Source organism: uncultured Nostoc sp. (assembly GCF_964245445.1).
Taxonomy (GTDB): domain Bacteria; phylum Cyanobacteriota; class Cyanobacteriia; order Cyanobacteriales; family Nostocaceae; genus Nostoc.
The window spans coordinates 1-25,055 of the sequence record NZ_CAXTNE010000101.1 but is presented as its reverse complement, the minus strand read 5'-3'; the positions used below and the strand labels follow the sequence as shown (position 1 = coordinate 25,055).

The 25,055-nt window shown below is 42.0% G+C and carries 28 protein-coding genes, 4 tRNA genes and 1 pseudogene; 12 read left to right on the top strand and 21 right to left on the bottom strand.

Annotated elements, in window-relative coordinates; genetic code table 11:
* Positions 1-50: 50 nt before the first annotated feature.
* The 5 genes and pseudogenes from ACFE90_RS18000 to ACFE90_RS17980 all read right to left on the bottom strand — a co-directional run.
* A pseudogene (locus ACFE90_RS18000) lies at positions 51-821 on the bottom strand (tol-pal system YbgF family protein); the annotation flags it as partial.
* Between the two features lie 68 nt (positions 822-889).
* Positions 890-1,684 carry a 16S rRNA (uracil(1498)-N(3))-methyltransferase gene (locus ACFE90_RS17995; protein WP_375502838.1) on the bottom strand — a complete coding sequence of 265 codons (795 nt, stop codon included), beginning with the start codon at positions 1,682-1,684 and terminating at the stop codon, positions 890-892.
* Between the two features lie 13 nt (positions 1,685-1,697).
* The gene (locus ACFE90_RS17990; RefSeq protein ID WP_375502836.1) at positions 1,698-2,342 is read right to left on the bottom strand and encodes a Uma2 family endonuclease; all 645 of its coding nucleotides are present in this window, start codon (positions 2,340-2,342) and stop codon (positions 1,698-1,700) included.
* Between the two features lie 192 nt (positions 2,343-2,534).
* A complete protein-coding gene (gene sir, locus ACFE90_RS17985; RefSeq protein ID WP_375502834.1) occupies positions 2,535-4,451 on the bottom strand; it encodes a sulfite reductase, ferredoxin dependent in 1,917 nt (638 codons plus the stop codon).
* A gap of 262 nt (positions 4,452-4,713) precedes the next feature.
* Complete coding sequence (locus tag ACFE90_RS17980) at positions 4,714-5,253, bottom strand: hypothetical protein (protein WP_375502832.1); 540 nt, start codon at positions 5,251-5,253, stop codon at positions 4,714-4,716.
* Positions 5,254-5,645: 392 nt separating this feature from the next.
* Between ACFE90_RS17980 and ACFE90_RS17975 the strand changes: the two genes are divergently transcribed.
* Positions 5,646-6,587 (top strand): ADP-ribosylglycohydrolase family protein, encoded by a 942-nt coding sequence (locus ACFE90_RS17975; RefSeq protein WP_375502830.1) that lies wholly within the window; start codon positions 5,646-5,648, stop codon positions 6,585-6,587.
* An 87-nt stretch (positions 6,588-6,674) separates the two neighbouring features.
* Complete coding sequence (locus ACFE90_RS17970; RefSeq protein WP_375502828.1) at positions 6,675-7,616, top strand: ADP-ribosylglycohydrolase family protein; 942 nt, start codon at positions 6,675-6,677, stop codon at positions 7,614-7,616.
* Between the two features lie 42 nt (positions 7,617-7,658).
* Here ACFE90_RS17970 and cutA read toward each other — a convergent pair whose 3' ends face one another.
* From cutA to ACFE90_RS17945, 5 genes are all read right to left on the bottom strand, one after another.
* Positions 7,659-7,991, bottom strand: coding sequence for a divalent-cation tolerance protein CutA (cutA, locus tag ACFE90_RS17965; RefSeq protein ID WP_375502826.1), 333 nt, complete (start codon positions 7,989-7,991; stop codon positions 7,659-7,661).
* Between the two features lie 5 nt (positions 7,992-7,996).
* Complete coding sequence (locus ACFE90_RS17960; RefSeq protein WP_375502824.1) at positions 7,997-8,998, bottom strand: transposase; 1,002 nt, start codon at positions 8,996-8,998, stop codon at positions 7,997-7,999.
* A gap of 21 nt (positions 8,999-9,019) precedes the next feature.
* Entirely contained in the window at positions 9,020-9,871 is an 852-nt protein-coding gene (locus tag ACFE90_RS17955; RefSeq protein WP_375502822.1) for a hypothetical protein, read from the bottom strand.
* A 124-nt stretch (positions 9,872-9,995) separates the two neighbouring features.
* A complete protein-coding gene (locus tag ACFE90_RS17950; RefSeq protein WP_375502820.1) occupies positions 9,996-10,655 on the bottom strand; it encodes an Npun_F0813 family protein in 660 nt (219 codons plus the stop codon).
* A gap of 85 nt (positions 10,656-10,740) precedes the next feature.
* Entirely contained in the window at positions 10,741-10,866 is a 126-nt protein-coding gene (locus ACFE90_RS17945) for a hypothetical protein (RefSeq protein ID WP_375502818.1), read from the bottom strand.
* A 146-nt stretch (positions 10,867-11,012) separates the two neighbouring features.
* Between ACFE90_RS17945 and ACFE90_RS17940 the strand changes: the two genes are divergently transcribed.
* The 3 genes from ACFE90_RS17940 (at position 11,013) to ACFE90_RS17930 (ending at position 11,872) form a co-directional block, all read left to right on the top strand.
* Positions 11,013-11,085 (top strand) — tRNA-Arg (locus tag ACFE90_RS17940).
* 100 nt (positions 11,086-11,185) lie between these two features.
* Positions 11,186-11,515, top strand: a complete 330-nt coding sequence (locus tag ACFE90_RS17935) for a group I intron-associated PD-(D/E)XK endonuclease (RefSeq protein WP_375502816.1) — start codon at positions 11,186-11,188, stop codon at positions 11,513-11,515.
* A 108-nt stretch (positions 11,516-11,623) separates the two neighbouring features.
* Entirely contained in the window at positions 11,624-11,872 is a 249-nt protein-coding gene (locus tag ACFE90_RS17930) for a hypothetical protein (protein WP_375502814.1), read from the top strand.
* 499 nt (positions 11,873-12,371) lie between these two features.
* Here ACFE90_RS17930 and ACFE90_RS17925 read toward each other — a convergent pair.
* The 3 genes from ACFE90_RS17925 to nadA form a co-directional block, all read right to left on the bottom strand.
* Positions 12,372-12,443, bottom strand: a tRNA-Thr gene (locus ACFE90_RS17925).
* An 87-nt stretch (positions 12,444-12,530) separates the two neighbouring features.
* Positions 12,531-12,616 (bottom strand) — tRNA-Tyr (locus ACFE90_RS17920).
* Positions 12,617-12,739: 123 nt separating this feature from the next.
* On the bottom strand, positions 12,740-13,714 hold the full coding sequence (gene nadA / locus ACFE90_RS17915; protein ID WP_375502812.1) for a quinolinate synthase NadA: 975 nt from the start codon (positions 13,712-13,714) through the stop codon (positions 12,740-12,742).
* 149 nt (positions 13,715-13,863) lie between these two features.
* Between nadA and ACFE90_RS17910 the strand changes: the two genes are divergently transcribed.
* Positions 13,864-14,784 carry a TIGR04168 family protein gene (locus ACFE90_RS17910; protein WP_375502810.1) on the top strand — a complete coding sequence of 307 codons (921 nt, stop codon included), beginning with the start codon at positions 13,864-13,866 and terminating at the stop codon, positions 14,782-14,784.
* A 131-nt stretch (positions 14,785-14,915) separates the two neighbouring features.
* A tRNA-Ser gene (locus tag ACFE90_RS17905) sits at positions 14,916-15,000 on the top strand.
* Between the two features lie 51 nt (positions 15,001-15,051).
* On the opposite strand, the gene ACFE90_RS17900 is transcribed toward ACFE90_RS17905, so the two are convergent.
* The 4 genes from ACFE90_RS17900 to ACFE90_RS17885 form a co-directional block, all read right to left on the bottom strand.
* The gene (locus tag ACFE90_RS17900) at positions 15,052-15,351 is read right to left on the bottom strand and encodes a four helix bundle protein (RefSeq protein ID WP_375502808.1); all 300 of its coding nucleotides are present in this window, start codon (positions 15,349-15,351) and stop codon (positions 15,052-15,054) included.
* Positions 15,352-15,565: 214 nt separating this feature from the next.
* Positions 15,566-16,162 (bottom strand): hypothetical protein, encoded by a 597-nt coding sequence (locus ACFE90_RS17895; protein WP_375502806.1) that lies wholly within the window; start codon positions 16,160-16,162, stop codon positions 15,566-15,568.
* 166 nt (positions 16,163-16,328) lie between these two features.
* Positions 16,329-16,760, bottom strand: a complete 432-nt coding sequence (locus ACFE90_RS17890) for a type II toxin-antitoxin system HigA family antitoxin (protein ID WP_375502804.1) — start codon at positions 16,758-16,760, stop codon at positions 16,329-16,331.
* 93 nt (positions 16,761-16,853) lie between these two features.
* Positions 16,854-17,162 carry a type II toxin-antitoxin system HigB family toxin gene (locus ACFE90_RS17885; protein WP_375502802.1) on the bottom strand — a complete coding sequence of 103 codons (309 nt, stop codon included), beginning with the start codon at positions 17,160-17,162 and terminating at the stop codon, positions 16,854-16,856.
* A 408-nt stretch (positions 17,163-17,570) separates the two neighbouring features.
* On the opposite strand from ACFE90_RS17885, the gene ACFE90_RS17880 reads away from it, so the two are divergent.
* Together ACFE90_RS17880 and ACFE90_RS17875 are read left to right on the top strand one after the other, a co-directional pair.
* On the top strand, positions 17,571-17,837 hold the full coding sequence (locus tag ACFE90_RS17880) for an Arc family DNA-binding protein (RefSeq protein ID WP_190939174.1): 267 nt from the start codon (positions 17,571-17,573) through the stop codon (positions 17,835-17,837).
* On the top strand, positions 17,834-18,292 hold the full coding sequence (locus ACFE90_RS17875; protein WP_375502800.1) for a type II toxin-antitoxin system VapC family toxin: 459 nt from the start codon (positions 17,834-17,836) through the stop codon (positions 18,290-18,292). The genes ACFE90_RS17880 and ACFE90_RS17875 overlap by 4 nt, the downstream gene beginning before the upstream one ends.
* 216 nt (positions 18,293-18,508) lie before the next feature.
* Here ACFE90_RS17875 and ACFE90_RS17870 read toward each other — a convergent pair whose 3' ends face one another.
* Entirely contained in the window at positions 18,509-19,375 is an 867-nt protein-coding gene (locus tag ACFE90_RS17870; protein WP_375502798.1) for an aldo/keto reductase, read from the bottom strand.
* A 495-nt stretch (positions 19,376-19,870) separates the two neighbouring features.
* Between ACFE90_RS17870 and ACFE90_RS17865 the strand changes: the two genes are divergently transcribed.
* A complete protein-coding gene (locus tag ACFE90_RS17865) occupies positions 19,871-20,296 on the top strand; it encodes a hypothetical protein (RefSeq protein WP_375502796.1) in 426 nt (141 codons plus the stop codon).
* Positions 20,297-20,596: 300 nt separating this feature from the next.
* Positions 20,597-20,866 (top strand): DUF3146 family protein, encoded by a 270-nt coding sequence (locus tag ACFE90_RS17860; protein WP_372726526.1) that lies wholly within the window; start codon positions 20,597-20,599, stop codon positions 20,864-20,866.
* Positions 20,867-20,925: 59 nt separating this feature from the next.
* Here ACFE90_RS17860 and ACFE90_RS17855 read toward each other — a convergent pair whose 3' ends face one another.
* From ACFE90_RS17855 to ntcA, 3 genes are all read right to left on the bottom strand, one after another.
* Complete coding sequence (locus ACFE90_RS17855; protein WP_375502794.1) at positions 20,926-21,378, bottom strand: pre-16S rRNA-processing nuclease YqgF; 453 nt, start codon at positions 21,376-21,378, stop codon at positions 20,926-20,928.
* A 116-nt stretch (positions 21,379-21,494) separates the two neighbouring features.
* Entirely contained in the window at positions 21,495-22,985 is a 1,491-nt protein-coding gene (locus ACFE90_RS17850) for a DUF3084 domain-containing protein (RefSeq protein ID WP_375502792.1), read from the bottom strand.
* A gap of 168 nt (positions 22,986-23,153) precedes the next feature.
* Positions 23,154-23,825 carry a global nitrogen regulator NtcA gene (gene ntcA / locus ACFE90_RS17845; RefSeq protein WP_017652326.1) on the bottom strand — a complete coding sequence of 224 codons (672 nt, stop codon included), beginning with the start codon at positions 23,823-23,825 and terminating at the stop codon, positions 23,154-23,156.
* A 381-nt stretch (positions 23,826-24,206) separates the two neighbouring features.
* Between ntcA and fabI the strand changes: the two genes are divergently transcribed.
* On the top strand, positions 24,207-24,983 hold the full coding sequence (fabI, locus tag ACFE90_RS17840) for an enoyl-ACP reductase FabI (protein ID WP_375502790.1): 777 nt from the start codon (positions 24,207-24,209) through the stop codon (positions 24,981-24,983).
* Positions 24,984-25,055: the final 72 nt, after the last annotated feature.

Below are 25,055 nucleotides of genomic sequence, written 5' to 3'. Positions count from 1 at the left end.
TTTTTAGCGATCGCTGGTTTTTGATCCTACCTCACCAAATCGCGTTGCTCCCTACCAGGTATGTGTAAATCACAAAACTGAGCATAGTCTTGTGTTTGAGTTTTCCATTCCAGTTTCCGGTGGGCATCAACATCTACAACTTGTTCAAAAATAGGTAACAGTCCCACTACTCTTGCTGTTACTTCTGACCAGTCAAAAGTAAGAGAACCGAGTTGGTTTGTCTCATTACGGCAAACAACTGTAGCTTTTGGGGTAGATTCTTGAAAATATTTGACTTGATAAACTTGAATTTTCTGAATTTGAGCTATTGTTGCCCAAAAGCAAGGAATGCCAGCCTGCTGTAACTGTTTCCCGTAAAATTTTAGTTCTCCCACTTGTCCAGTGCGATACAACCTCCAGCCACGACTTGGCAGTAAGAGCCGTGCAGTGTAGGGGTCTAGCTGCATAATTTGGGAAAATTTTCGAGACGCTTCTGTTTTAAGTTCGTTACTGAGTGGCTCTAAAACTAGTACGCCAAGTTCGGTGTTATTCCCTTCGGCTGTTGCTTGAGAAATGGCTCTTTGTCTTTCTTCTACTTCCATTTCTTGTAGCCGTCGCAAACCTTGACGTGCGAGGGTCACTATTCTACTATTCCTCGTATCTCGCAGCAGTTGCCGATATACTTTTTCTGCATCCTGGAGCTTTCCAGATATTTCATGCAGCCGACCAAGATAAAATTGTACCCAAGGATGTTCTGGCGATTCTACTAGCAGCTGTTTAAGTAATTTAGCAGCTGTTTGATAATCTCTCTGTTCAAAGGCGATCGCAACTTGCTCAATCATCACTTACTTTAAATACACGCTGGAGTGATGTCTCACGCAAAATCTCTTTTGCGTGAGCTATAAATCATTTATACTTCACAAGCTGCGGTAATCAAGGATAATGCTACGACTGGGGCTGTAACTGCTCTCAGGATGCGGCGACCAAGGGAAACAGGTTGAAATCCAAATGCGATCGCATTCTCGATTTCTTGTGTTGTCCATCCCCCCTCTGGACCAGTAGCAATGACAATCGTTTCTTGTCCTATGTCATTTATCCTTTGTCCTTTGTGCTGTAAGCAATCTTTTAAATGGGGAAACTCACCACGCGCTTCACAGATATATTGCTGACTGTTTACAAATGACATAGGTGCTTCTCTACGAGACGCTACGCGAACGCCTTCCCGCAAGGGATGACTAGTGACTAATGACAAACCCGTATTAAAAGTAACAGGCTCTAAAATTGTCGGTACGAATGAGCGCTCTGATTGCTCGGCGGCTTCCGCAGCGATGCGCCGCCAGCGTTCGAGCTTTTGAGGACTAGGATGAAGCAAAGTGCGATCGCTCAATACTGGTGCAATACAAGTTACTCCTAACTCTGTACAACACCGCACAACTTCATCAAATCCATTGCCTTTAGGCAACGCTACCATCAGCGTAATTGATACAGGTAATTCAGTTTCCACCAAAAGCGCTTCTAAAACCCGTGCTTGTTCCCCTGCTAGCTGCGCTAACCACCATTTTCCTTTACCATCCATTGCAATAAAGCGATCGCTTTCACGCAAGCGCAACACACGCCCCAAATAATGCTGTTGTTCTTTGGTGAGTAAAATTTGCCCTTGTTGAAATTGGGAGGGTGCGATCGCAATTCTTTGCAGTTGAGACATTTTTCTTAATAAATTATTGCCCTGCTGTAGACATCTGTTGTCTAACCCAGGTACGGAAAGCACGAGTTGCTGCTATTTGTCCAAGTTTCTTGCTTTCTTGAATAAATCGGGGAATCTCTGTTACCAGCACAGGCGCAAAAGTTGGACTGCGATCGCTCTGTAAGTATTGCCCACTGTTAAGGATGTAGATCCTCAAGACATTTCCGTTATACCGCCAGAATTCTGGGACTCCCATTGAAGCATAAAGGCTTAACTTGTCTATCTTGGATCTAGAGTATTCTACTTCCAGTACTATGTCTGGTGGTGGGTCTGTATTCAGGTCAATATTTTCTTTGTTGCGGACTAACAATTCATTTTGGATATAGTAACTACTGTCCGGCTCTGCTCCTTGCTCCAAATCATCCCGCGTCATAGTCAACGAGCCAGCGCTTTTAACTTCTAAACCAAATTCTTCACACAGCACAAGAACAAAACCTTCAATGAGACGGTTTGAATTCTCATGCGGCATTAGCGGAGTCATAATTTCTACTATTCCGTTGTCATAAGCTAGTCTTTTATTTCGCTCAGATCCCATATCTGCCAGCATAGCTTTGAATGTCTGCCAGCTTATGTTTTGCAGCACATCCCTAGTTTCTGCGAATTTTGCTGTTGTTACCATATTTCAGTTTTCCTGTGGATGTGTCACCAAAGAGAGCAGGGGAGGCAGGGGAAGAAGAGAAGCAGGGGGAGAGAAAAAATACCTTCTCTGCTCAAAAGGGGACTGAGAGCAACTAAAAAGGACTTATGTGAGAAAGACACAGATTAATTTATCTGTGTCTTTTTGTAGTTTTATTATTTTAAACTTTTCGGCTTAGGAAAGATTCTGGAAATAAGCTTCTAGCGCTTCAGTCACTAATTGAGTCATCGGCTTCCCTTGGCTTTCTGCTACTTCCTTCAACTTGCTATAAACCTCTTCTTTCAAATTTACCCGGTGACGTGATTTGCTTGCACCATTAGCAGTGTTAGGATCGTAGCTAGCAGCAAATTCGCGGATGGCATCAAAACCAACGCGATCGCAAAAATCACCAAACTTTTCCTTCGATTTCCGAGATTTCTTAAAGTAAACAAAAATTGGTTCTAAGAAGATTTCTAAGTCATTGTGGTGCAGCTTCTCTGTGTAAGGTTGTGCCAGTCGAGTCTGATTTGGCGAACCCCCTAACCATAATTGGTAAGATTCTGGAGCGCTACCGACAAAGCCCAATTCTGCTAAGTAGGGACGAGCGCAACCGTTGGGGCATCCTGTCATCCTCACCACAAAATGCTCGTTTTGTAAACCAACTTTATCCAAAAGGGCGCGAACCCGCTCCAAAATGCCTGGTATTGCCCGTTCTGATTCAGTGATTGCCAAGCCGCAAGTGGGCAAAGCAGGGCAAGCCATTGCATACCGCACTAAAGGTTCGATTTTACTAGGATCGTCTCCGACACCGTGACGGCTGAGAATGTCTTGAATCGCTTGCTTGCTATCTGGTTCGATATCGTAAAAAATCAGGTTATGGTTGGGTGTCAAGCGGATGGGTAAGTTGAACTGCTCAACAATTTCCCGTAAAGCGGTTTTCAGTTGAAACGAGCCTTCATCTTTGATTCGACCATTGTCAATGGAAATTCCTAAGAATAGCTTGCCATCACCTTGTTCATTCCAGCCGAGGAAGTCGTAATATTTAAACTCTGGCAGTGGTTTGAAGGCTTCGACTGATTTACCGAAATATTCTTCAACTTGAGTGCGGAATTTATCTAGGCCCCAATCGTTGATTAAATATTTTAATCTGGCATGACGACGATCAGTGCGATCGCCATAATCTCTCTGGGTAGCAACAATCGCTTTCACAATGTCGTAAACGTCATCTTTCGCCACATAACCGATGGGGTCTGCTAACCTAGCGAAAGTTTCCTCTTTACCGTGTGTTCTACCTAAACCACCACCAGCAAAAATATTAAATCCTTCTAATTGCTTTTTCTTATTGGTAATCACTACCAACGTCAGGTCTTGAGAATACAAATCAACCGAATTATCTCCTGGCACTGTCACGCAAATTTTGAACTTGCGGGGCATATAGTACGTGCCATAAATCGGTTCTTCGTTGTCATGGATAATTGTGCCATTCCCATTGCGTTGTCGCGCCGCCTTCACCTCTGGGTTCTCTTCAGCACTAATTGCTTTTTCCCCATCTAACCAAATTTCGTAATAAGCGCCTGTCTGCGCTGATAGCAAGTCAGCAATATTCTGGGCATACTCCCAAGCATACTGATACTCTGGGCGATTCTTAAAGGGGGCTGGTGGTGCCATCACGTTGCGGTTAATGTCGCCGCAAGCTCCCAAAGTCGTACCCAAATTCTTGACAATTGTGGCAATTGCTGATTTAAGATTCTTCTTTAAAATTCCGTGCAGTTGGAAACCTTGACGGGTAGTCGCTCGTAACGTTTGGTTGCCATACTCATCAGCTATTTTATCTAAAGCCAGATACAGCTGCGGCGGTACTAAACCACCCGGATTTTTTGTCCGCAGCATAAACTGGTAATCTTTTTCCTGTCCCTTGGTGCGGTTGTCGCGGTTATCCTGCTGATAAGAACCGTGATACTTCAAAAGCTGCACCGCATTTTCAGTAAAATGGGTAGTGTCTTGAAGGATCTCAGTTGCTACAGGTTCACGCAAAAAATTACTATTTTCCTTGATTCCTTCGAGTTTGGAAGGCTTACGGCTAGCGATGGGGGAAGGAGCAGATTTAACCATTAGAGTTATATAGTATTCTCAATAAAGCATTAGTAGACGCCGAGTCAGCACCCTTCGGCTATTTTATCCCCGGTAATCCGGCCGGAATAATGAGGAATAGTTTAATTTTACCACGGCAAAAGCCGGCTTTGTCAGTGATGTAACACTTAACAAAACCAGCTTTTTCAGTAGTGAGTTTTGTTAGCGATAGCAGGGCGTTGAGCCAGTGCTGAGTCCTGAGTACTTAAGTAAAGTATAGAGCGACTGAGGACTCAATAATCATTTATTTGAAGCGATAGCCTAAACCACCATTGATGCTAACAGCAGGAGTATCGCTATTTTGGTAAGCACCAATTCCTACCTTAGCATTAGTGTAGACGAGGAAATTGTTAGCAACTTCTGATTCAACACCAGCACCTACCACTACTGAATCTTTGTTACCTATAGGAGTTGGTGAGCCATCTTTCTCTACAAAAGAATAACCACCAGTTAAATAGGCATTAGTTCTATTAGCGATGGGCACATCCACAGAAAGTTCTGGGATAATGGCACTTGTCTTATCACTCCAGAGGACATTACCGCGTGCAGAAAATGGTGTAGTTCCTAATTTCACGCGACCTGTGACATTACCACCAAATGTTGCATCATCGTTGATACCTTGTCCGCCGCTAGTAACACCAGCTGCAACACCAGCACCAACATAGCTAGCATCAGTACCTTTTTTGGTTTCAGCAGAAGCTTGACCAGCTGATAGAACAAGAGGAGCAATTATTAAGGAAGACAATGCAGAAATTGCCACGAAAGACTTGAGTAAGCGTTTCATAATTTTTACAAAATTTTGTATTTTTTACTTGTATATTCCCAGTCGAAAGTTGTGTAATAATGTTCCAAATGTTTCCCAGATTTTATTAACTTAATGTTGTTGTTGATGCATGATGTATCGAGGTAAAATATCCGTAAAAATCATAAATAAGCTGTTATAATTACATTCAATGTCTTTTTATCTAGGTTCTTTGTTCCAAAAATAGACGCTTTGAAAACTGGCACAATATTTGGAACTAAAACTAAGTTGAGAGATGGTAAATAAAATACTCGATTAACAATTTTTGCCGAGCTTTTCATAGATGATGAAAAGTATGCTGTAGCATCCGTTGCAACAAGCTATAGAGGGAATCTATAAAGTTAATTTTGAGCAATTCTTGTGGAGATTGAATAATGCTAACCGCTACAAAAACGTTGTCTGGTTTGATGGGTTTATGTGTCGGTGATGCGTTGGGTGTGCCGGTGGAGTTTACTAGCCGCGCTGAAAGAGTAAAATCTCCAGTGACAACGATGCAGGGTTATGGCACATGGAATCAACCACTAGGAACTTGGTCAGATGATAGTTCATTAAGCTTTTGCTTGGCAGAATGCCTTTGTAGGGGGTATTCGTTGGATGCTATAGCTAATTCCTTCTGGCGCTGGTACAAGGAGGCTTACTGGACTCCCCGTGGCGATGTCTTTGATATTGGTCAAACTACCCACACAGCTATTATGCGCCTGAAACAGGGAGTTGTTCCCCATCAAGCGGGTGGGAAGGTTGAAAATAGTAATGGCAATGGTTCTTTAATGAGAATCTTGCCGATGGCTTATTGTCATAGAAACTTAACTTTAGGCGAATTGCTGGCGCGGGTGCATGATGTTTCGGCGATTACTCATGCTCATGCGCGATCGCAAATGGCCTGCGGCATTTATATTAGTATTGCAGTGGCGCTTTTAGAAGGGGCTGACCCGCAAACAGCTTATTTACAAGGATTGCAAGATATCCAAACAATTTATTCTGTCCGAGAATTTTTGTTAGAAAAGCCCCATTTTGGCAGAGTTTTGAGTGGTGAGATTGCCAAGATACCAGTAGAAGAAATTAATTCTGGTGGCTATGTGATTGATACCTTAGAATCATCCCTGTGGTGTTTGTTAAATAGCTCGTCTTATTCTGAGGCGGTGTTGAAAGCTGTCAACTTAGGCGGAGATACCGATACTACTGCTGCTGTTACTGGTGGGTTAGCGGGAATTTACTACGGGGTGGAAAATATTCCTAAACAATGGATGAACCAAATTGCTCGTAGACAGGACATTATTTACTTAGCAGAGCGTTTTGCAAGGGCTGTTTACAGTTAGTTTGGAATTAAAAATTATACCAAGCATTTGATAAGCGATTTTTCGCAAGTAAAATCAGTGGTAGAAAAGTTTCATGCTGGTTGAACAATGCTAACCTCTGCAAAAACGTTGTCTGGTTTGATGGGTTTATGTGTTGGTGATGCGTTGGGTGTGCCAGTGGAGTTTACCAGCCGCGCTGAACGAGTAAAATCTCCAGTGATATCTATGCTGGGTTATGGAACTTGGGATGTTCCTGCTGGTACGTGGTCAGATGACAGTTCGCTGACCTTTTGCTTGGCAGAATGTCTTTGTAAGGGATTTTCACTGGATGCGATTGCTAATTCCTTCTGGCGTTGGTATCACGAAAGTTACTGGACTCCTCAAGGGGAAGTATTTGATATCGGTAACACCACATTTTTAGCAATTGTGAACTGGAAACAAGGAACTCCACCCCTAAAAGCAGGTGGTACTAGTGAAAATAGTAATGGCAATGGTTCGTTGATGAGAATCTTGCCGATGGCTTATTTTCACAAAAGTTTAACTCTAGATGAATTGATTGCACGGGTACACCAAGTTTCTTCCATTACCCACGCTCATCTCCGTTCTCAAATGGCTTGTGGCATTTATATTAGTATTGCAGTGGCACTTTTGGAAGGGGCTGATCCTCAAATAGCTTATTTACAAGGATTGCAAGATATTCAACCAATTTATTCTGTCCAAGAATTTTTGTTAGAGAAGCCGCATTTTAGCAGAGTTTTCAGTGGTGAGATTGCTAAGTTGCCAGTGGAAGAAATTAATTCTGGTGGCTATGTGATTGATACCTTAGAGTCATCCTTGTGGTGTTTGTTAAATAGTTCGTCTTATTCTGAAGCGGTGTTGAAAGCTGTCAACTTAGGCGGAGATACCGATACTACTGCTGCTGTTACTGGTGGGTTAGCGGGAATTTACTACGGGGTGGAAAATATTCCTCAACAATGGATGAACCAAATTGCTCGTAACCAGGACATTATTAACTTGGCAACTCGTTTTGAAGCAGCTGTTTACGCTTAGAGTTAGTAGTTGAGAGTAAAGAGTTATGAAAATCCTAACTCCTCACTCTTTACTTTTAACTTGCTGAGAAATCCATTGCAAGTAGGCTTGAGAACCGGCAACAATTGGTAAGGCAATAATTTCTGGCACTTCATAGGAGTGCAATTCTTTAATTTTGGCTTCCATTGCCGGAAATTGCGCCAAATCAGTTTTAATCAGTAATTGCCATTCTTGCTCTTTATGCAGTTCCCCTTGCCAAATGTAAATTGAGTGGATTGGTAACAGACTCACACAAGCAGCGAGTTTAGCTTTCACAAGGGCATTTGCAATTGCTTCTGCCTCTTGCATGTTGCCAGATGTCACCAATACCACACCATAGCCAGCAGGTGTCTCCATGACCTCTAAACCGTCGCAGACAAAGAATAGACCTGACCATCAATCAGCAGTCGTGTGATGCCCTTAGCTTGCAAATGAGTACGAGCCTTATGAAGCATTTTACTATCAGGAACTTTAATCACGCGATCGCGTTTAGTAGAAAAGCGCTTGGCTACACGATGGTTATCAAACACCGGCAGAGTTCTTTGCTGGGTTTCCAGGCTGGGAATTTGCCCCAAGTCACCAAAGTCTTTGAGAGGACGGGTAATTAATTCCGAAGAACGGTCAATCACCAAATAGCAAGTTTTCGGCAAATTGGCTATTGACAGAGGTAAAACTTGAACTGATGCTTCACCTGGTCTACGTTTTGTGACTAAAGGTCTTTGATCATCCAGGTCATCGTCATCAAAGTCTTCTTCCTCAAAATCATCATCTTCTAAATCATCATCATCTAAATCGTCCAAATCCTCCGATTCGTCGAGCAAATCTTCACCCAGCATCTGCGCGATGACGGCTGCTCCTGGATGTTCATTCTTTAGCGGTGGAATGGGAATGCTGACTATTTCCGGCAGCTTTGGCTCTGGAGTTTCTAATTTCTCTGTGACTCGGAGCTTGGGTTTTTCCGTCGCCGAGGGGCGTCGCCGCAACCGTCTACTAGCAGCGAGTGACTCCGCCGTTTCCTCTGAGTAAAGTTGCTCCTCTACATGAATTACGCGACGTGGTAGTGGCTCAACCTTTGGTACTTCCACTGGTGGGCTTTCGATGGGTGGAACTTCTATCTCCGGCTCTGGTTGAGTCAGCAGAGGTAATTGCTCGTAGCTTACCTGCGCCCTACCCTCAGGAGTTCTCGCAGCCCGCTTTAAGGAGACTAAGTATTCATACTCATCTTCTGGCAAGGTGCTTTTGAGCAGGCGACTAATTGTCGAATTACTCACACCATAGCGATCTGCCAAAGTTGAGGTTGTTTCGGCAGTCTCTCGATATAACTTAAGAATTTCTTGCTTGTCAGAGTCTGTTAGTTTTCTCACGGTAGATACCAAAAATCTTTACTAAGCTCGTTTTCGTCCACTGGTACGGCGCGTTCGTCTTAGTGATGCGTCATATTCTAAGACAGCGCCCAAACCAAATAACACTCCACTAAACACCCAAAACACTTCTAATATCTCTCCACTTTGATAATTGGGGCCTTGGGCATATTTAAACCACATATCTGCAATGTAAAGCGAAAAGGCCGCGGCTGCAATCATTCGCCAAGACTGGGAAACTCTTCCCCCCCAAAAGGCTAACAGCAGAGTGGTAGCAATAATTAACAGAACCACATCGCTAACTACATAAAACCAATTCAAAATAGCGACTAGCAGTTCTGTGGGTTTTTCCTGTTGCATAGAAATCCACCATGCCAACAAACTACCGAACACTGCAATTGCTAACACAATTAGCCACTGCCATTTTTCCAGATTAATTCGCCTGGAAGCCACAGCTAAAGTCATGCCTGCGCCAAGTAATAGATAAGTCAGTACAAAAAATATATCGCCTACAGACACATCCGGTTCATCTTTTAAAACTATTTCCGTATAGCCGAAAATTATCCCCCCGACGAAATAGGAAAGCATACCTAAGCCAATCAAGAGCCAAACATTTCGACCACTGACGATTTGCGGACTCAGCCAGTTCCTCAAGCATAAGATACCGGCAGCCAAATAAGCGAAAGCTTCAAAAATATTTGTGCCAATCACATACCACTCGGCGCGGCTTTCTATGCCATCTGCTCCGGGAACTTTGGCACTAAACAACAAAAAGTATAGCAGTGCCAGTACGGCCCAGCCAATATTAGCTAAGACAATGTTCTGAGTGTTGAAAATGGATTTAGAAAGGAACGAATTCTCGTAAGAGTTATTCATAAAACTTGACTATGTAGATGCTCTCTGGCAGTATTTTGAGTTAAAGGACTGTATATCTAGCAGTGTATCTGCTAAGTAATGCACAATCGGATACTAAAAGCAAGTGCCAGTAGCAGGAATTTTGTTACTGCCATAGTTTACCCAGTGGCGATTGATTTAGCCAAGTGATAAACAGTGATCGCTCGGCTTCTGGCATATCTTCTAGCTTATAAATCACTTGTTTGGTAAAATTAGCGTTGCCAAAATAGCCCTTTCCTAATCGATGCAGTTCTTGTAAGAGGATAACTACATGATTTTCTTGCCAATCAGGTATTTTGGCTGTCGGCAAAGGATTAGTAGATACCAAATATTTAACCGCTTCTAGGGAAGATGCTTGAGGAAATTGTTTCTGCTTGAACACCTCCGCAATATCTTTTTCAAATAATGCAGCTTGCCTAGCACCTAAAAACTCTTCAATGTCGATAGAAACACCTTGCAACAGCAAAATACTGGCTTGGATTAAAATCGCAGTTTTGCCATGACCACCTGTGTCACTATCCAGTTGCTCTAAACGGATTTTACCCCAAACACTAAAGCGTTCTGGTTCCTCCAGCAAAACACAGGCTTTACCTCGGTTATCCGTTAATTCTCTCCATAAGGCTCTAGCTTCTTCTTCTTGACTAGCTTTGAATACGCTAATTAAGCGAAAAGTCTGCCCTTGATAACTGAGAATCGGCACCTGCTGATCCTTTTTTGGGTGCTGAATGCTTGAGATTTCAACATCCTGCCGTTTGAGAATAAACATGGCACTAGCAAATAACTCCTCACAGGGGCACTCTTAATATGGAATATATAATGGCATTTGGCAGCATCGCCAAGGCTGAAATTACCTAGCATACTGTGGAAATGAGCCTAGCGATCGCCAGATCCTTCCCGAAGGTAGCCGCCCAGAGGACGGTGGCGTTAACAGGCAAATAACCTATTGACAACTCAATATATCTAAACCAATACCCCATCTGTTTCGTTTTCGGTGTAGATTAACTAACTAGCGACTTGCATCTTAGCCTTGCTAGTGGTAAATCTGCAATTTTCGATTGCTTGTTGGTAGGTGAAGACGATATAATAGTGTAGATGACTCCTTTGGGAGCCATTATTTTGTTTTGGGCGCGTAGCTCAGTGGATAGAGCAATTGCCTTCTAAGCAATCGGTCGCAGGTTCGAACCCTGCCGCGCTCGTTTTAACTCAATATGAACCCTTAAGCACGGTGAACTGATATGATGATTTAATCGATTGAGGGTTCGTTCTTGCTGCATCATACTAAAAACAAGGGCGATATTGCTGCTACGAAAGCGATGTCTGACGACAAGCCGCTTGGGCGTCTACGCCGATTTAACACTTAAAGGATACTTGATTCTCACACCACTTGTTTGTGAGCATTTACCTTTTGACCTTGTTGTCTACAAAGACGATAAATTTTACAAAATACAAGCTAAATATGCAGGAGATAATAGAGTAGTCAATAAAACTATTTGGGTAGATAAAAATGGTACTCATCAGAAGAAGTATAAAGTAAATGACTTTGACTTTTATGCTGTTTATCTGCCTGACATAGATAAAGTTGTTTATCCGTCAATTAACTTTAATGGTTGCTACATTACTACTTAGATACCTAATTCAGCTACACCGTTTTACTGGTGGGAGGATTTTACAGACTTTACTGAAGCAGCATCTAAGCGAACCTACAAGGAGTTTGGCGTTGATTTAACAACCAGAATGGTTAACCCAGACTCTAGAATTCACACCAGAAAAGTAGAAAGACCGTCAAAAGAAGAACTAGAAAAACTAGTTTGGGAAAAGCCAACTGCACAAATTTGTAGAGATTTTGGCGTGTCTGACAAGGCTGTAGAAAAGTGGTGTAAAGCTTACGGGATAGAAAAGCCACCTAGAGGCTATTGGGTGAAGAAAGCTTATAGAAAGATAGAACGACAGTTAACAACCGATGACGAATTTTTATTAATGTAATATAAGTTAGTTAAATTAGTGTACTTACAGCTTTAGTACTACGAATACTCTACTTTATTTAATTTAGTTAGTAGAATTTAAAAAAATCTGACAGTTATAGCATACTTAGAACTTAACTCTCAGTTTAGAGTAATTATTCTCTTAACCAAAAATTCTATTTCAATGTAAATCATTTTACTTAACATACTTATTTTTAAGTTTTGATGATAGATATATCAAGCTGCTCTCACCGCGGCGTTGCCGCGCCATCACTTGTGCCAGTTGCGTAAGTCCTATGAAAATAGAAGCATTAGAGGCAGCCATAGCAGGACTTTTTATCTACGTGGTGATGAATCCACAAAAATAATTCTTTAATACAAATATCTTATAAATTTGTCTATTGTGATAAATAATTCTTTTATGCAAGTTTTATGCAACTAGACTGACGCAACGCGGTACTGGTGGAGTACAACCAATTTATGCAACTTGCACGAAATCATTGTTCTTCTATGATTTAAAAAGCCCGTGACGAGGATTGAACTCGTGACCTCACCCTTACCAAGGGTGTGCTCTACCACTGAGCCACACGGGCGAAATATAACTCTGGTTTTTTAGTTGTAAGTTACAATGCTGGGAGCTTTGCTCTTAACCCAGTCATTATAACCTATAACTTCGTAAGTGGTGGGCCGGGCTGGATTTGAACCAGCGTAGGCGCTAGCCAACGGATTTACAGTCCGTCTCCATTAACCACTCGGACACCGACCCAATTTGTCTCACGATTTAAAATCTTAGCATCATCTTTTAGAAATTGCAAGTGGTTAGAAAAAATAACTTCTGGGTAGAGACGCGGTTTTGTTGCGTCTCTACATAATATATAAAAAATACTAGTTACACACTCATCTCCAGCATTCGTTGCATTGGTCGCAGTGCAGCAAGGCGAATATCCTCTGACATGGTAATTTCGGGAGTACGATTTTTCATTGCCCAGTAAAGCTTTTCTAGGGTGTTTAACCGCATAAACGGACATTCGTTACAAGCGCAGTTATTCATCGGTGGGGCAGGAATGAAGTGCTTGTCAGGAGCTAGTTTTTGCATTTGGTGAATGATTCCCGGCTCCGTAGCAACGATAAATTCTTTAGTGGGGCTGTTTTGACAATATTTGAGTAAAGCGGCTGTAGAGCCAATAAAGCTGGCGTGGCGCAATACACTACTTTCACATTCTGGGTGTGCGATCGCCTCTGCTTCGGGATGGGCAATTTTTAACTGGACAATTTTCTTTTCTGAGAAGGTTTCATGGACAACACAGCTACCTTGCCATAGCACCAAATCTCGTCCCGTCTGTTCCATTACATACCGACCCAAATTCCGATCCGGGGCAAAAATAATCGGCTGTTCTTTCGGTATCTGCTGCACAATTTTCACAGCATTGGAACTGGTGCAAATAATATCGCTCATCGCCTTGATATCAGCAGAACAGTTGATGTAAGACACCACCAAATGATTCGGATGTGCTGCTTTAAAAGCTGCAAACGCCTCTGGTGGACAACTATCTGCTAAGGAACAACCAGCATCCAAATCTGGTAAAAGTACTAATTTATCGGGATTAAGTATCTTTGCTGTTTCTGCCATGAAGTGAACACCAGCAAAGACGATCGCATCCGCATTAGTTTTTTCTGCGGCTTTTGCTAGTTGTAATGAATCCCCAATAAAGTCTGCAATATCCTGAATATCTGGCTCTTGATAATAATGCGCCAGGATAACGGCGTTAAGTTCTTTTTTGAGACTCTCAATGGCGGCAAACAAATCTAGTGGTAGTTCACCCAGTTGGGTGTTTTCTCGTTGAGCTAGTGCAGTGGTAAACACAGTTAGGGGGTGCTTTAAGTTGCAAATTTATGTCCTGTGGAATCAATTATAGTAGTTTTTACCAAAAATAGTGGACGGTTGATATTTTGGGGTTGTGTCCAAATCGGGCTGAGTTTCATATCCTGGAGATAGACGGCAAGGAAAGTGGCATGACCAGTCAGAAAACTCAATCGATAAACCTCAAAATTGCTGTAGTTGGAGATATTCACGACCAATGGGAAGTGGAAGATGGCGTTGCACTCAAGCATTTGGGTGTTGACTTAGTGCTGTTTGTTGGGGATTTTGGCAATGAGTCAGTGGAAGTGGTCAGAGTGATCGCTTCTCTCGATATTCCCAAAGCAGCCGTGATGGGCAACCACGATGCTTGGTACACCGCCACCGAATGGGGACGCAAAAAGGCTCCTTATGACCGCTCTAAGGAAGACTGGGTACAGGAACAGCTCGATTTATTAGGCCCGTCCCATGTCGGTTACGGTAAGTTGGATTTTCCCGCTTGGAATTTAACTGTAGTGGGGGGTCGTCCCTTTACCTGGGGTGGCCCAGAGTGGAAATTCGCGGAAATCTGTAAAGAACGTTACGGTGTGGCGAGTTTGGAAGAATCCGCCGATCGCATCGTGAAAGCAGTTAAAAGCGCCGCTTACGAGACAATTATATTTTTGGGTCACAATGGCCCCAGTGGGTTAGGCGATCGCCCCGAAGACCCCTGCGGCAAAGACTGGCATCCAATTGGCGGCGACTTTGGCGATCCAGATTTTGGCGAGGCGATTTCTCAAGCCTTGACTGCTGGGAAAACTATTCCTCTGGTGACATTTGGTCACATGCACCGAGATTTACGTCATACCAAGAAGGTGCAGCGCAAGCCCATCTTTAGAAGTCCAGAGGGGACAATTTACTTAAATGCGGCAAGCGTGCCCAGGATTGTGGAAAATGACAGCGAAAAGTTGCGTAATTTTTCCATTGTCACCCTAGAGGCGGGTGTGGTTTCGCAAGTTTCCCTAATTTGGGTGGGGAATGACTTTCAAGTCGCTTCAGAGGAAATTTTGTATGAGCGATCGCGTATTGTGTCGTAGATACTCGCATCCAGTAGTGCAATCTGCGTAGATGATACGATATAGTATTATCTGTCAGCTTTAGTGCTAACCAACAAAAGCGCCTGAATAAGGTCTGAAAGTAGGGTATGCACAAGTTTGACAGATTTACTGGAGAGGTGGCAGAGTGGTCGATTGCGTCCGACTTGAAATCGGATGAGGCTAAAACCTCCGGGAGTTCGAATCTCCCCCTCTCCGTTTAGGAATTAAAAATTAAAAATTAAAAATTAAAAATTGAGGGGGATGAGGTTAGGTGGGGCCTTTAGTGGAGATAATGATGGCACTAAGAATTTTTGTTAGTTCTTCGGCTTCGGTTTGGAGTTGACTAATTCTTTCTTGAGGTACTATTTCGGAGGCAACAAGCAATCTTAACCAATACCGAGTTTCACGGGATTCTTTGAGTGCAATCATAAGCTTGCTGATAAAATCTGCTTTGCTTTGAGCAGCTTGTGCTTCTTCTACATTAGCTCCAATCGATGTTCCTAACCTTAATAACTGTTGAGCAAGGGTTCGTGCTACTCCTGGTTTGTCATCTAAAAACTGGCACAATTTGACTATGCGAACTGAAATAAGTAAAAGTGCGATTGCGGCCCAAGTGCAACGAAAATTGTAATGCCAATCAATGCGAAAGCGATGCACCAAAAACGCGATCACACACTCAAAAAGTTTAAAATTGGGAGGCAGTCAACGGCTGGTAAGGCAATTGATGCCTTTGAAGCGAACTGACACAGCACAGTAGACCGCTTAACATAATGATTATTGCTCATCCTGGATCTGTAGGTAGACGATACTTTCTCAAAATTTTTGCTTGTTCTAAATCTATGGCTTCTGACAAAAGTTGAGCTTCTTTAAGAAGTTTTGCAATCATTTCTAGCAGATATTCACTAAGATCCTGCTTTAATGGTGGTTCCTGCCATAAAGAGGCTGTAGTTCCAACTGTGTTTTCTATATATAGCGTTTGGAGCCGATGTAATTCTTTCATGCGAGAGAAGTGATAAGCAATCCGTCGTTTTGGAGAAGGATCATCTAGATACTCGACTACATCGCCCTTAACTGCATCCCAGGTTGAAGAATCAACATGATTGTCTAAGGGTATTCTATTGTCTTTGAATGTCTGTAACATAATTCCAAAATGCAGGCTGTTGAAAGTAAGCGCCTCCTTGATTGCTGTAAATGAACGAAAAAGACTAGCCGCTTCTTCTTTTTGTTTTGCTTTTTCAGTTTGGGCAACAATTAAGCTATTTGTCCAAAGTGCAAATGGAAGGGCAATAGGTATACCCAAAACAGTTGCAATAAAACCAGGTAAAAAATCTTTAAAAAACTCCGAGGTATTAATCGGTAGTTGCAAGGTTCCAATCATTTATCATTAGTTGTTTGACGGGAAACTTTCAGTAAAAAGTTTTTTTCTAATACATTGAAGCTAATAAAAAACCCCTAGCACATTCAGACTAGTGGCTTTTCATTTTCCAATATTTTTTCTTTTTAATATAACTATCCATCTTTCTGGTAGATGCTTGGGTATTAAACTAAGCTAGTTCTAACAAATCTCTGTCTAATGGATTCTCTGGGAAGAATACAGCAGCTGAAAGATTGAAAAAGTCTGCAAGCTTTTGAATGTGTTCCACCGTTAATTTACGTTTGCCTTTAAGTACATCAGAAACAATTGACTCTGTTTTAAAAATAGGAACTAAATCCTTTTGTTTAAGATTCAATTCTGCAATTAAAACTTTGAGAAGTTCTACTCCATAAATATCTGGAACCAAATCCTGTTTTGATTCGTATTCGTAAATCAAAATTCCCAGTAAATTCAAATAGTCTTCTTCTGACTCCGTTAGTTCCCCTTTATCAAGTAGACTATCGATAACTGCTTGAGTTTTTTCTAAATCTTCTTCATGTTTTATGGGGCGTGGGGGGAAATATGTAAGTAATTCTGTGTAACTGGTGTGATGATATAACATTTCTTCATTAGAGAATTAGTTGCTTAATTATTAGGACTAAGATTGGTAATACACCAATCTTAGTTTTACCTAATTGATAGCTTATAATTATTGCTAGCTATCAAACCATTCGTCATTCTTCCATTTGTCTCTATCGTATTCTGCATGAGTCAGAAACTCACGAATATATATAACTTTGATTTTATAGTTAATACAGGTTATTAGCCTATATTTATTCCCTCCAATATCAAAAATGACGAAGTTTTTTACTTGATCAGGCGCAAAAACAGAAGTACCTTTGACATCAGTAAAACTATTCCAATCTTGCACTTTTACAAGCTTCTTCCAGGCTCGTATGCTAGGTTCAGCATCGGGGTGCTTTTCACAAGCTTTATTAAGTCTGGTTTCTGTAATAATCCGCATATATAGGGTTTTCCTTTATTGTTGATAAAATACATGAGCTTCATCTCCTGATTGTGTTGACCTACAAAAATTGAAAACCTTAATAATAAGGCTTGAGATAATCTTAGCAAATTGCGAAGTCAAGCACAAGTGTTTGGTTTGTGAATATTTTTACTTCGCTAATCGGTGCAACGGAAATTGCAACGTTCATCAATGCAAAAAGCAGTGCAACCACAGTGTGCGATCACTAGCTCTCCCGATTGATCTTTAACCCTTAATTGAGTTGTCGTTGACATAACTTCCGACTTCAACGTGCAGTGATGCCACCACCTGCCGCCAATTGCGTACAAAATCGCCTGACGATCGCTCTTCTCTCCCATTGCTTGCATCGTGCTAGCATAATAATAAATTCTACTTTGAGGTAAAGCGATGGCTACCCTTTATGTAAGAAATTTACCCGATGATTTGTATGCAAAGCTGCAAGAGTTAGCAGCATCTGAACACCGTTCCATTAACGCCCAAGTTATAACTCTGTTAGAACAAGCTTTAAAGACTGAAGCACAGCAAATAGAAGACCAAAAACGCCAGAATGTACTTAAAGTCCTAGAAGAAAGTCGCCAGCGTCGCCGTGTGAATCCAGCAGATTTCGGATTACCTGATAGTACTGAACTGATTCGAGAAGACCGCGACAGATGACTACCCCTCTAAGATGCGTGTTAGATACCAGTGTGTGTATCAAGTATTTTATCGCTGATCCGCTAACTGCCAAAGTTAATCAGCTTTTCGACCATTTTGCCAATCCACAGACGGAAATATCTGTTCCAGACCTCTTTTATATTGAGTGTGCTAACGCCTTATTGAAGTACGTCCGTGCAAGGATGTACACTGCTGCTGAGGTTCAGACAGATTTGGCCACCCTCAAAGCTTTTCCGTTGCGTGTTGTCTCCACGGCTGATTTGATGGCGGATGCAGTTGCGATCGCATTAAATTATGGAATTTCCGCCTATGATGGCTCTTATGTCGCACTTTCACAGCAGGAAGGTGCTACTTTGCTGACTCTTGATGGCAAGCTGGTAAAGGCTTTAGCCGCTTCGTCTTACAATGTTTGCTCGTTTAATGACTTCGAGGTTCCGCCGTTGGAGTCAATGTAGAAGCGATCGCTTTTCCTCAATATATAGCAAAAGCCTTGGTGGTTAGGACATCAACAGATGATAAAACTTAGACACAAAAAGACTTTTCACCCAGTCCCCAGTCGCTTGCTATATATTCAACCCTAAAGTATTGGATGAGATTAAACATCTCGATACATCAGGGTTGAGGATGAGGTTTAAACTGTATTACACCGAAGTGAGAATCGCTTGGAATGATTAAGTTGCGCGATCAATTTTTTGCACTTCTTCATCAGATAGTTTCACATTGATAGCTTGTGCTGAGTCTTCAATGCTAGAAACCTTGCTAGCACCAGGAATTGGCAAAATAGCGGGTGACTTGGAACGCAACCACGCCAGAACGATATTATATACTGACACGCCTTTTTCTTTAGCTAAGTTAGCGATCGCAGGGATATCTTGTAAATCCTGATGGCGACGCCTACCACCAAAGGGACTCCAAGGCAAAAACGTCAATCCTTGTTGTTCGCAATACTTCAATACGCCATCATTTTCTGGCTGTCGTAGCCAAGGGCTGTATTGATTCTGCACTGAGACAATATCCACTACATCCCGCGCCCGTTTAATTTGTTCAACCGAAAAGTTAGAAACTCCTACAAATCGAATCAAACCTGCCTCCACTGCTTCTTTAACTGGCGCAAGGGATTCTTCGATTGTGTACTTAGAATCGGGCGAATGGTATTGCCAAACATCAATGGGTTTAGCACCACCCAACGCCTCAAAGCTAATTCGAATTGTTTCGCGTAAATGTTCTGGGTTCCCGTTGCTTGTCCAGTTACCATTGGGACGCATCAAACCGCCCTTCGTTGCCACAATTACTTGGCTAACATCGCCTTGGTAACTAGTAAGTGCCTTGTGAATTAGCCGCTCGTTGTGGTGCTTATCTGACTCATCTTTGCAGTAAGAGTCGGCAGTGTCAATAAATGTGATACCCAGATCCAAGGCCCGATGAATAACTTGGATTGATTCCGATTCGGGAGGGCGATTAGAGATTGACATGGGCATACCACCCAAACCGATCGCACTCACAAAGATACCAGTTTTTCCTAGCTGTTTGGTTTCCATGCTTCTAGTTCTAGCTTTCTGCCCCAATTATCTACCAGCTAGCCAAAGCTTGTTTAGCAATTCATCATAAATCCTCCCTAGTACTTAGACTTGGTGATAAGTGAATCGATTACCAAGGGAATACTCTACTCAAGGGTTAAGTATTCTATACACAAACACTGATGAAAATTGTAGAGGAAACGCGTACTAGATTACAGCTAAAGCATCAACCACTGAGATATTGGTTCATCGGGTGGTGCCTTTTTAGTATCTGTTTAACCTTTTTGATTTACTGCTTATTTTTTGAGTCTGCTTCAGTTAGAATAACTTGCGATCGCTTCTCCCCAAATCAAATTAATTGTGAATTGAGACGGTTTAATTTACTGGGGAGCATGGAAAAACTCAGAATATTTGATCCTCAAGAAGCATACATTCTTACAAAGACTAGTAGCAAAGGGGGAAAAACCTATCAAGTGATTATTGTGGCTCCATTACGAGACTTTGCCCTGCTATCACATGTTATATCAAGAGAATCAAGAAATTACCGATAAAATCAACGATTTTATCAATTCTGGGCAAACTTCCCTATTAGTGCAGCAAAATCAGCGCGATTATCTATTTTTTTTTAATATATTTATATTGATTGTAATGGCAATCGCTGCTTTTTTTGCAACATCTCCTGTAACTACCTGTACCTTTTATAAAAGTATCAATAAGGTATTTATCGAACGTAAAAGTTTGCGTGTCAACCAAGTTATCGAACATCCACTAGAGAATATTATGAGTTTTGATATCCAAGAAAAGCAATTTAAATACTCCAAGCTTTATCGGGCTGTAATTGTAGTTAAATTCTTCAAGGAAATTCCAATTAACCCACAATATACTGATGAAAGGAGTATCAGATATACAGTTTCTAGGATACACTCATTCCTAAAATCTTAATAAAAATTACCCGCACTACTTACCAGTGTATTCATAGACGAAAGTTACAGATCGCTGACTTTAGCCGATAAAATTGGGGATTTTGTTTATCACGAATGACTTAGGATTGCTATACAGACAAGGAACGCCGAGATTAAGTAAGTTTGAGTCAGTTTTTACGAAATTTTACAGCATCCTCGATAAGTATAATTCTTGCTCAACTACAAATACTCACTTTGTCAGTTTATCTATTTAAGCTATTTTGGTAAATAAAATAAGAAGCCTACATGATCGGCTGCTATTCTACATTTGACATAAAGCATTGTGAGTGCTAAAAGACGACTGCCAGAAACCATTGCCCATGTCAGAATCACCCGCCAATCCTGGCAACACGGCTTCCTTGAGGGTGAAGTGAGTGCAGGTGAGTTTGAGTGGCATTTCCAGTGGCATTTTCGCCGGGGAGAACTTGCCGTCAAGCCTTCCCAAGGCCGCGCCTTGATCAAAGAACCCCTTGGTCGATTTTTGGAGCAACAAGATTATCAGCTAGAGCCTGGAGGAGATTATGCTTTTACTATTCGGGCGGAACTTTAAAAGTTAGGAGCCATTCAATTTTGGATTTTTGATTTTGGATTGCAGAAAAAATCTAAAATCTAAAATTGACTGACTGCTGATTCAGTGAGGCGATTTAAGTATCTTTCGATTAAGAGGATGGCAACAATGTCATCTATCGGTCTTGGTGGCTGTCGCAAACCCTGTGGCAATAGCTTTATTAACCCTTTGGGCGGGAACATTTGCCAATAGCGATCGCGTGCTTCTAAGGTTGTGTAGCGCTCATCCACTAAAATAATACTCAACGGTTCTGTCAATTCCTGATATAATTTCTGTCTCCACTCCTTGGCTGTAGTTTGGTCGCCCATCACCATCAAAGAGATCGGAAACTTTTGACGCAGTGTCTCAATGGTAGCGATCGCCTCTTTTGCTAAGACGACCTGATGATAATACAATTGCCGATCCAGTCCCATCACCGCTAAACCACACTTATCTCGACCTGGATCAAACCCTAATATGACTGGTTGCGTTGGTGAAAATTCAGGGAAAGTCATAAGAAATTAAAAATTAAAAATTAAGAATTAGAAATGAATAAATGCAATCACAGCAACTATTTTGACTGCTGTATGATATGTTTAAATCTTACTAATAACAGTGTGCAAATAATTTTTTAAGTACTAAAAATAATTTGTCCGTTAACTATTGCCACTAATTTTACTCTCAATGGCCCGGCTGTATAAGTGTCCTCTGCTGCGATCGCTTTAATCTCCAAGGGTTGATTGTATTGTCTTAATTGGGTGACAAAGCGTAAGAAAGTCCCTTCTACTTGCACATCTTCGACAATTCCGGCATTACGGGCCCGAAATTGGGAAGCAGAAATCAGTATTTCCAGTCGCTGCTGTAATTGATAAGATGTCATGCTTTTGGAATCAGCAGTCGTTGTGGCCAGCACTGCGCCTCCCGAAAAAACCAATTGATTTCGGGCTGTATCGGTGAAAAATTCTATCTGCTTTTCTCCTCTGACGTAATTACCAGCCGAGAAAATTCGCACCACGTATTCTTGACCATCGCCAATCGGCTTGCTCAATTGGTCAACCCTATCCTGGGTTACGCGCAATAGCTCTACATTTGCCGGATTTGCACCAGGCTCACTTAATTCGAGGTTGGCGTTGCGATTGGCTTCTTGTAAAAGTTGTACCACTGCTTGACGAGCAGCACCAGGTTGGGTAACACGAATTACAGCAGCAGAGAGAACTTGACCGCGAACTAAGGCCAGCTTACCTAGACGCAGGTCGCGGTAGGACTGATAATATTTTTCCAGCCTTGCAACTTCCAGTTCTAGTTGGTCTTGTTGTGCTTCCAATTCTTTAAGGCGCGATTCCCGTGTGGCAATCACTTGCTCTCGCGCTGCAACTTCTACATTACGCTTTTGAATCAATTGATCGAGTTGGGAGATTTTTTGATCGCGCACTTCTATGGCTTCTTGGCGATTAGCAAGTTCGCGATCGCGTTTTTCAATCGCTGTTTTGGCTTCGTCAATAGCTTTTTTAGCTTCAGCGTACAGTCGTTGACGTTCTGTCTTCAGTAGTTCAACTGCCGCTTGTAGCTCCTTTCTTTGATTGTAAACGCTTTGCAATTCAGCTATAGCTTTTTGGTATTGAGTTACAACTTGTCCTAGCTGGCCTTGAGTGCGTTGGAGTTGAGTTTGAGTTTGGGCTTGTTGACTAATGGTGCGGTTCAACTGAGCTTGTGTTTGGCGTTGTTTGGCATTCGCCGCCTGTAAAGATTGATTGATTAGCTGCAAGTCTTGTTGTGCTTTTGCTTGAGCAATTCTTGCTTGGTTTAGCTCACTCTCTACCTGACTTTTTTGAGTTTCTGCGGTTTTTAGCTGTTCCCGCTTCTGTCTAAGGTCTGTTTGAATATCTTCTAATTCAAAGACTCCCTTTCGTAAGCCTTCGTCGGCAGCGAATAAAATCCCTAAGGTTGATGCTGAAATTAAACCGCCCGTAAAAATAGTTACTAGTACAGCAGTATTTTTTGGACGAAGGTTAAAAAGTGAGAGGCGGGCTTTGCCAACTCGTGTGCCGATGCGATCGCCCACGGTTGCAATTACGCCTCCCAGAATTAAAATTGCTGCGATGAGGATGTATCCGGTGGTCATCTTTAGCTACCGAAATCCTTCCAGATACAGCCTACTACTTTTAAGCATTGTCTGGAAAGAAGTGGAAATTGGCAATAGCTGAAATTACTCAATTTTAGATTTACCTCTAGCTATTAGTGTCATTTTTCAAAATAGAACACGCGCCGATTCCCCTTTCTCCAATTGATTTTATGTGAATTGCCTACTTAAGGTAACAGGTTTGTGCACAGTAATTTTCTTTTTGTGGATAGAAATCATCTTTTTTTCACGCAAATCCCCTAGTAGCCTAGTAACGGTAACACGAGTTGAACCAATTGCCTCTGCGATCGCTTGATGAGATAACTTCAGATCAATTGTGATCCCATCTGCACAAGGAACCCCAAAATCTCGACAAAGAATTAGCAAAAAACTCACCAACCTAGAACCCATATCTCGGTGAGCGAGAGTTTCAATCATCATCTCTGTTTGTAAAATGCGCGAAGACAAACCTCGAAGCATTAACATTGATAATTCTGGATTTTCCTTGAGTGCTTGCTCTACTTGTTCAATTGGTGCTGACAGTAATTCCGCAGGCGTAAATGCAACCGCATGGTAAAACCGATCCGACTTATTTCCCGTCAGCAATGACAATACACCAAAAACACTATTTTCCCGCAGCAGCGCTACCGTTATTTCCTCTCCTGCCTCGTACACCCTGGAAAGTTTAACAGCACCTTTCAAAAGAAAATAAACTCGTTCGGCAGGATCGCCAGGAAAAAAGATCGTTTTATTGCGTTCAAACGTTTCCACAACTGGCGGAAACGCCCCGGTCGCCATCTGACGAAATACATTTGCTAGGGCTTTATCTTGTGTCACGATCATCTCCCTTCCCCTACCCAATGCCGGAAAAACAAAAACTGATTACCTAAGAATACACCCGAAAAATGAATAAAGCACCGTCAACCTTTCTGTACTTTCCTATACTCAAACTCATCTCTTCATAACTCTTTGTTTATAATGATACATAATTGGTGATCCTTTCAGCTACAAATTGTTGATAAGTACTTCCAATAGCTGTATTAAAAAGGGTTTTTTAAAGAACAAATAAAGTTATTTTGGGAATATCTTTAGGAAAAATCAAGATTTTTGTCACAGCAAACACTCTTACCAATATTCCTTTTTGCAAATCCTGTATAAAACAAAGACAAAACGTGCCTCAGATTCTAGTATGCTCCTAGATGATTGATCGCATTAACAATTTATATGCTAAATCTGACTGGAAAAAATGCCCTTGTTACAGGTATTGCTAATAACCGCTCGATCGCCTGGGGCATCGCCCAACAGCTGCATAAAGCCGGAGCAAACCTGGGTATTACCTACCTGCCCGATGAACGCGGCAAGATGGAGAAAAAAGTTGCAGAATTGGTAGAACCCCTTAACCCCAGCTTATTTCTTCCTTGTAATGTCCAAAATGATGAACAGATTCAATCTACCTTTGAGACAATCCGCGATCAGTGGGGAAAGCTAGATATCCTCATCCATTGTCTTGCCTTTGCCAGCAAAGATGATTTGACTGGAGATTTTAGTCAAACCTCTCGTTCTGGCTTCAATACCGCCTTAGAAATTAGTACCTACTCGCTGGTGCAGTTAACTGGTGCAGCTAAACCTTTGATGACAGAGGGAGGTAGTATCGTCACCCTCACGTATTTAGGCGGTGTCAGAGCAATCCCTAACTATAATGTCATGGGAGTTGCCAAGGCGGGCTTAGAAATTAGTGTGCGTTACTTGGCTGCTGAACTAGGGCCGCAAAATATCCGCATCAATGCCATCTCCGCAGGCCCCATCCGCACTTTGGCATCTTCAGCAGTGGGTGGGATTTTGGATATGATTCATCATGTAGAAGAAGTAGCTCCCCTACGACGCACCGTAACTCAGCTAGAAGTGGGTAACGCTGCCGCTTTCTTATGTAGTGATTTGTCTAGCGGCATTACCGGACAAATTCTATATGTAGATGCAGGATATGAAATTATGGGAATGTAATTAGGGACTGGGGATTGGGAATTAGGTACTGGCTATTGGGAAGAATTTATTCCCCATTCCCCAGTCCCCATT

Bases quoted from the DNA above. Each gene is read 5' to 3' on its own strand.
- ACFE90_RS17995 (WP_375502838.1), bottom strand. From the start codon at position 1,684: ATGTCTCAACTGCAAAGAATTGCGATCGCACCCTCCCAATTTCAACAA.
- ACFE90_RS17990 (WP_375502836.1), bottom strand. From the start codon at position 2,342: ATGGTAACAACAGCAAAATTCGCAGAAACTAGGGATGTGCTGCAAAAC.
- sir (WP_375502834.1), bottom strand. From the start codon at position 4,451: ATGGTTAAATCTGCTCCTTCCCCCATCGCTAGCCGTAAGCCTTCCAAA.
- ACFE90_RS17980 (WP_375502832.1), bottom strand. From the start codon at position 5,253: ATGAAACGCTTACTCAAGTCTTTCGTGGCAATTTCTGCATTGTCTTCC.
- ACFE90_RS17975 (WP_375502830.1), top strand. From the start codon at position 5,646: ATGCTAACCGCTACAAAAACGTTGTCTGGTTTGATGGGTTTATGTGTC.
- ACFE90_RS17970 (WP_375502828.1), top strand. From the start codon at position 6,675: ATGCTAACCTCTGCAAAAACGTTGTCTGGTTTGATGGGTTTATGTGTT.
- cutA (WP_375502826.1), bottom strand. From the start codon at position 7,991: ATGGAGACACCTGCTGGCTATGGTGTGGTATTGGTGACATCTGGCAAC.
- ACFE90_RS17955 (WP_375502822.1), bottom strand. From the start codon at position 9,871: ATGAATAACTCTTACGAGAATTCGTTCCTTTCTAAATCCATTTTCAAC.
- ACFE90_RS17950 (WP_375502820.1), bottom strand. From the start codon at position 10,655: ATGTTTATTCTCAAACGGCAGGATGTTGAAATCTCAAGCATTCAGCAC.
- ACFE90_RS17945 (WP_375502818.1), bottom strand. From the start codon at position 10,866: ATGGGGTATTGGTTTAGATATATTGAGTTGTCAATAGGTTATTTGCCT.
- ACFE90_RS17930 (WP_375502814.1), top strand. From the start codon at position 11,624: ATGGTTAACCCAGACTCTAGAATTCACACCAGAAAAGTAGAAAGACCG.
- ACFE90_RS17910 (WP_375502810.1), top strand. From the start codon at position 13,864: ATGACCAGTCAGAAAACTCAATCGATAAACCTCAAAATTGCTGTAGTT.
- ACFE90_RS17895 (WP_375502806.1), bottom strand. From the start codon at position 16,162: ATGATTGGAACCTTGCAACTACCGATTAATACCTCGGAGTTTTTTAAA.
- ACFE90_RS17890 (WP_375502804.1), bottom strand. From the start codon at position 16,760: ATGTTATATCATCACACCAGTTACACAGAATTACTTACATATTTCCCC.
- ACFE90_RS17885 (WP_375502802.1), bottom strand. From the start codon at position 17,162: ATGCGGATTATTACAGAAACCAGACTTAATAAAGCTTGTGAAAAGCAC.
- ACFE90_RS17880 (WP_190939174.1), top strand. From the start codon at position 17,571: ATGGCTACCCTTTATGTAAGAAATTTACCCGATGATTTGTATGCAAAG.
- ACFE90_RS17875 (WP_375502800.1), top strand. From the start codon at position 17,834: ATGACTACCCCTCTAAGATGCGTGTTAGATACCAGTGTGTGTATCAAG.
- ACFE90_RS17870 (WP_375502798.1), bottom strand. From the start codon at position 19,375: ATGGAAACCAAACAGCTAGGAAAAACTGGTATCTTTGTGAGTGCGATC.
- ACFE90_RS17865 (WP_375502796.1), top strand. From the start codon at position 19,871: ATGTTATATCAAGAGAATCAAGAAATTACCGATAAAATCAACGATTTT.
- ACFE90_RS17855 (WP_375502794.1), bottom strand. From the start codon at position 21,378: ATGACTTTCCCTGAATTTTCACCAACGCAACCAGTCATATTAGGGTTT.
- ACFE90_RS17850 (WP_375502792.1), bottom strand. From the start codon at position 22,985: ATGACCACCGGATACATCCTCATCGCAGCAATTTTAATTCTGGGAGGC.
- ntcA (WP_017652326.1), bottom strand. From the start codon at position 23,825: ATGATCGTGACACAAGATAAAGCCCTAGCAAATGTATTTCGTCAGATG.
- fabI (WP_375502790.1), top strand. From the start codon at position 24,207: ATGCTAAATCTGACTGGAAAAAATGCCCTTGTTACAGGTATTGCTAAT.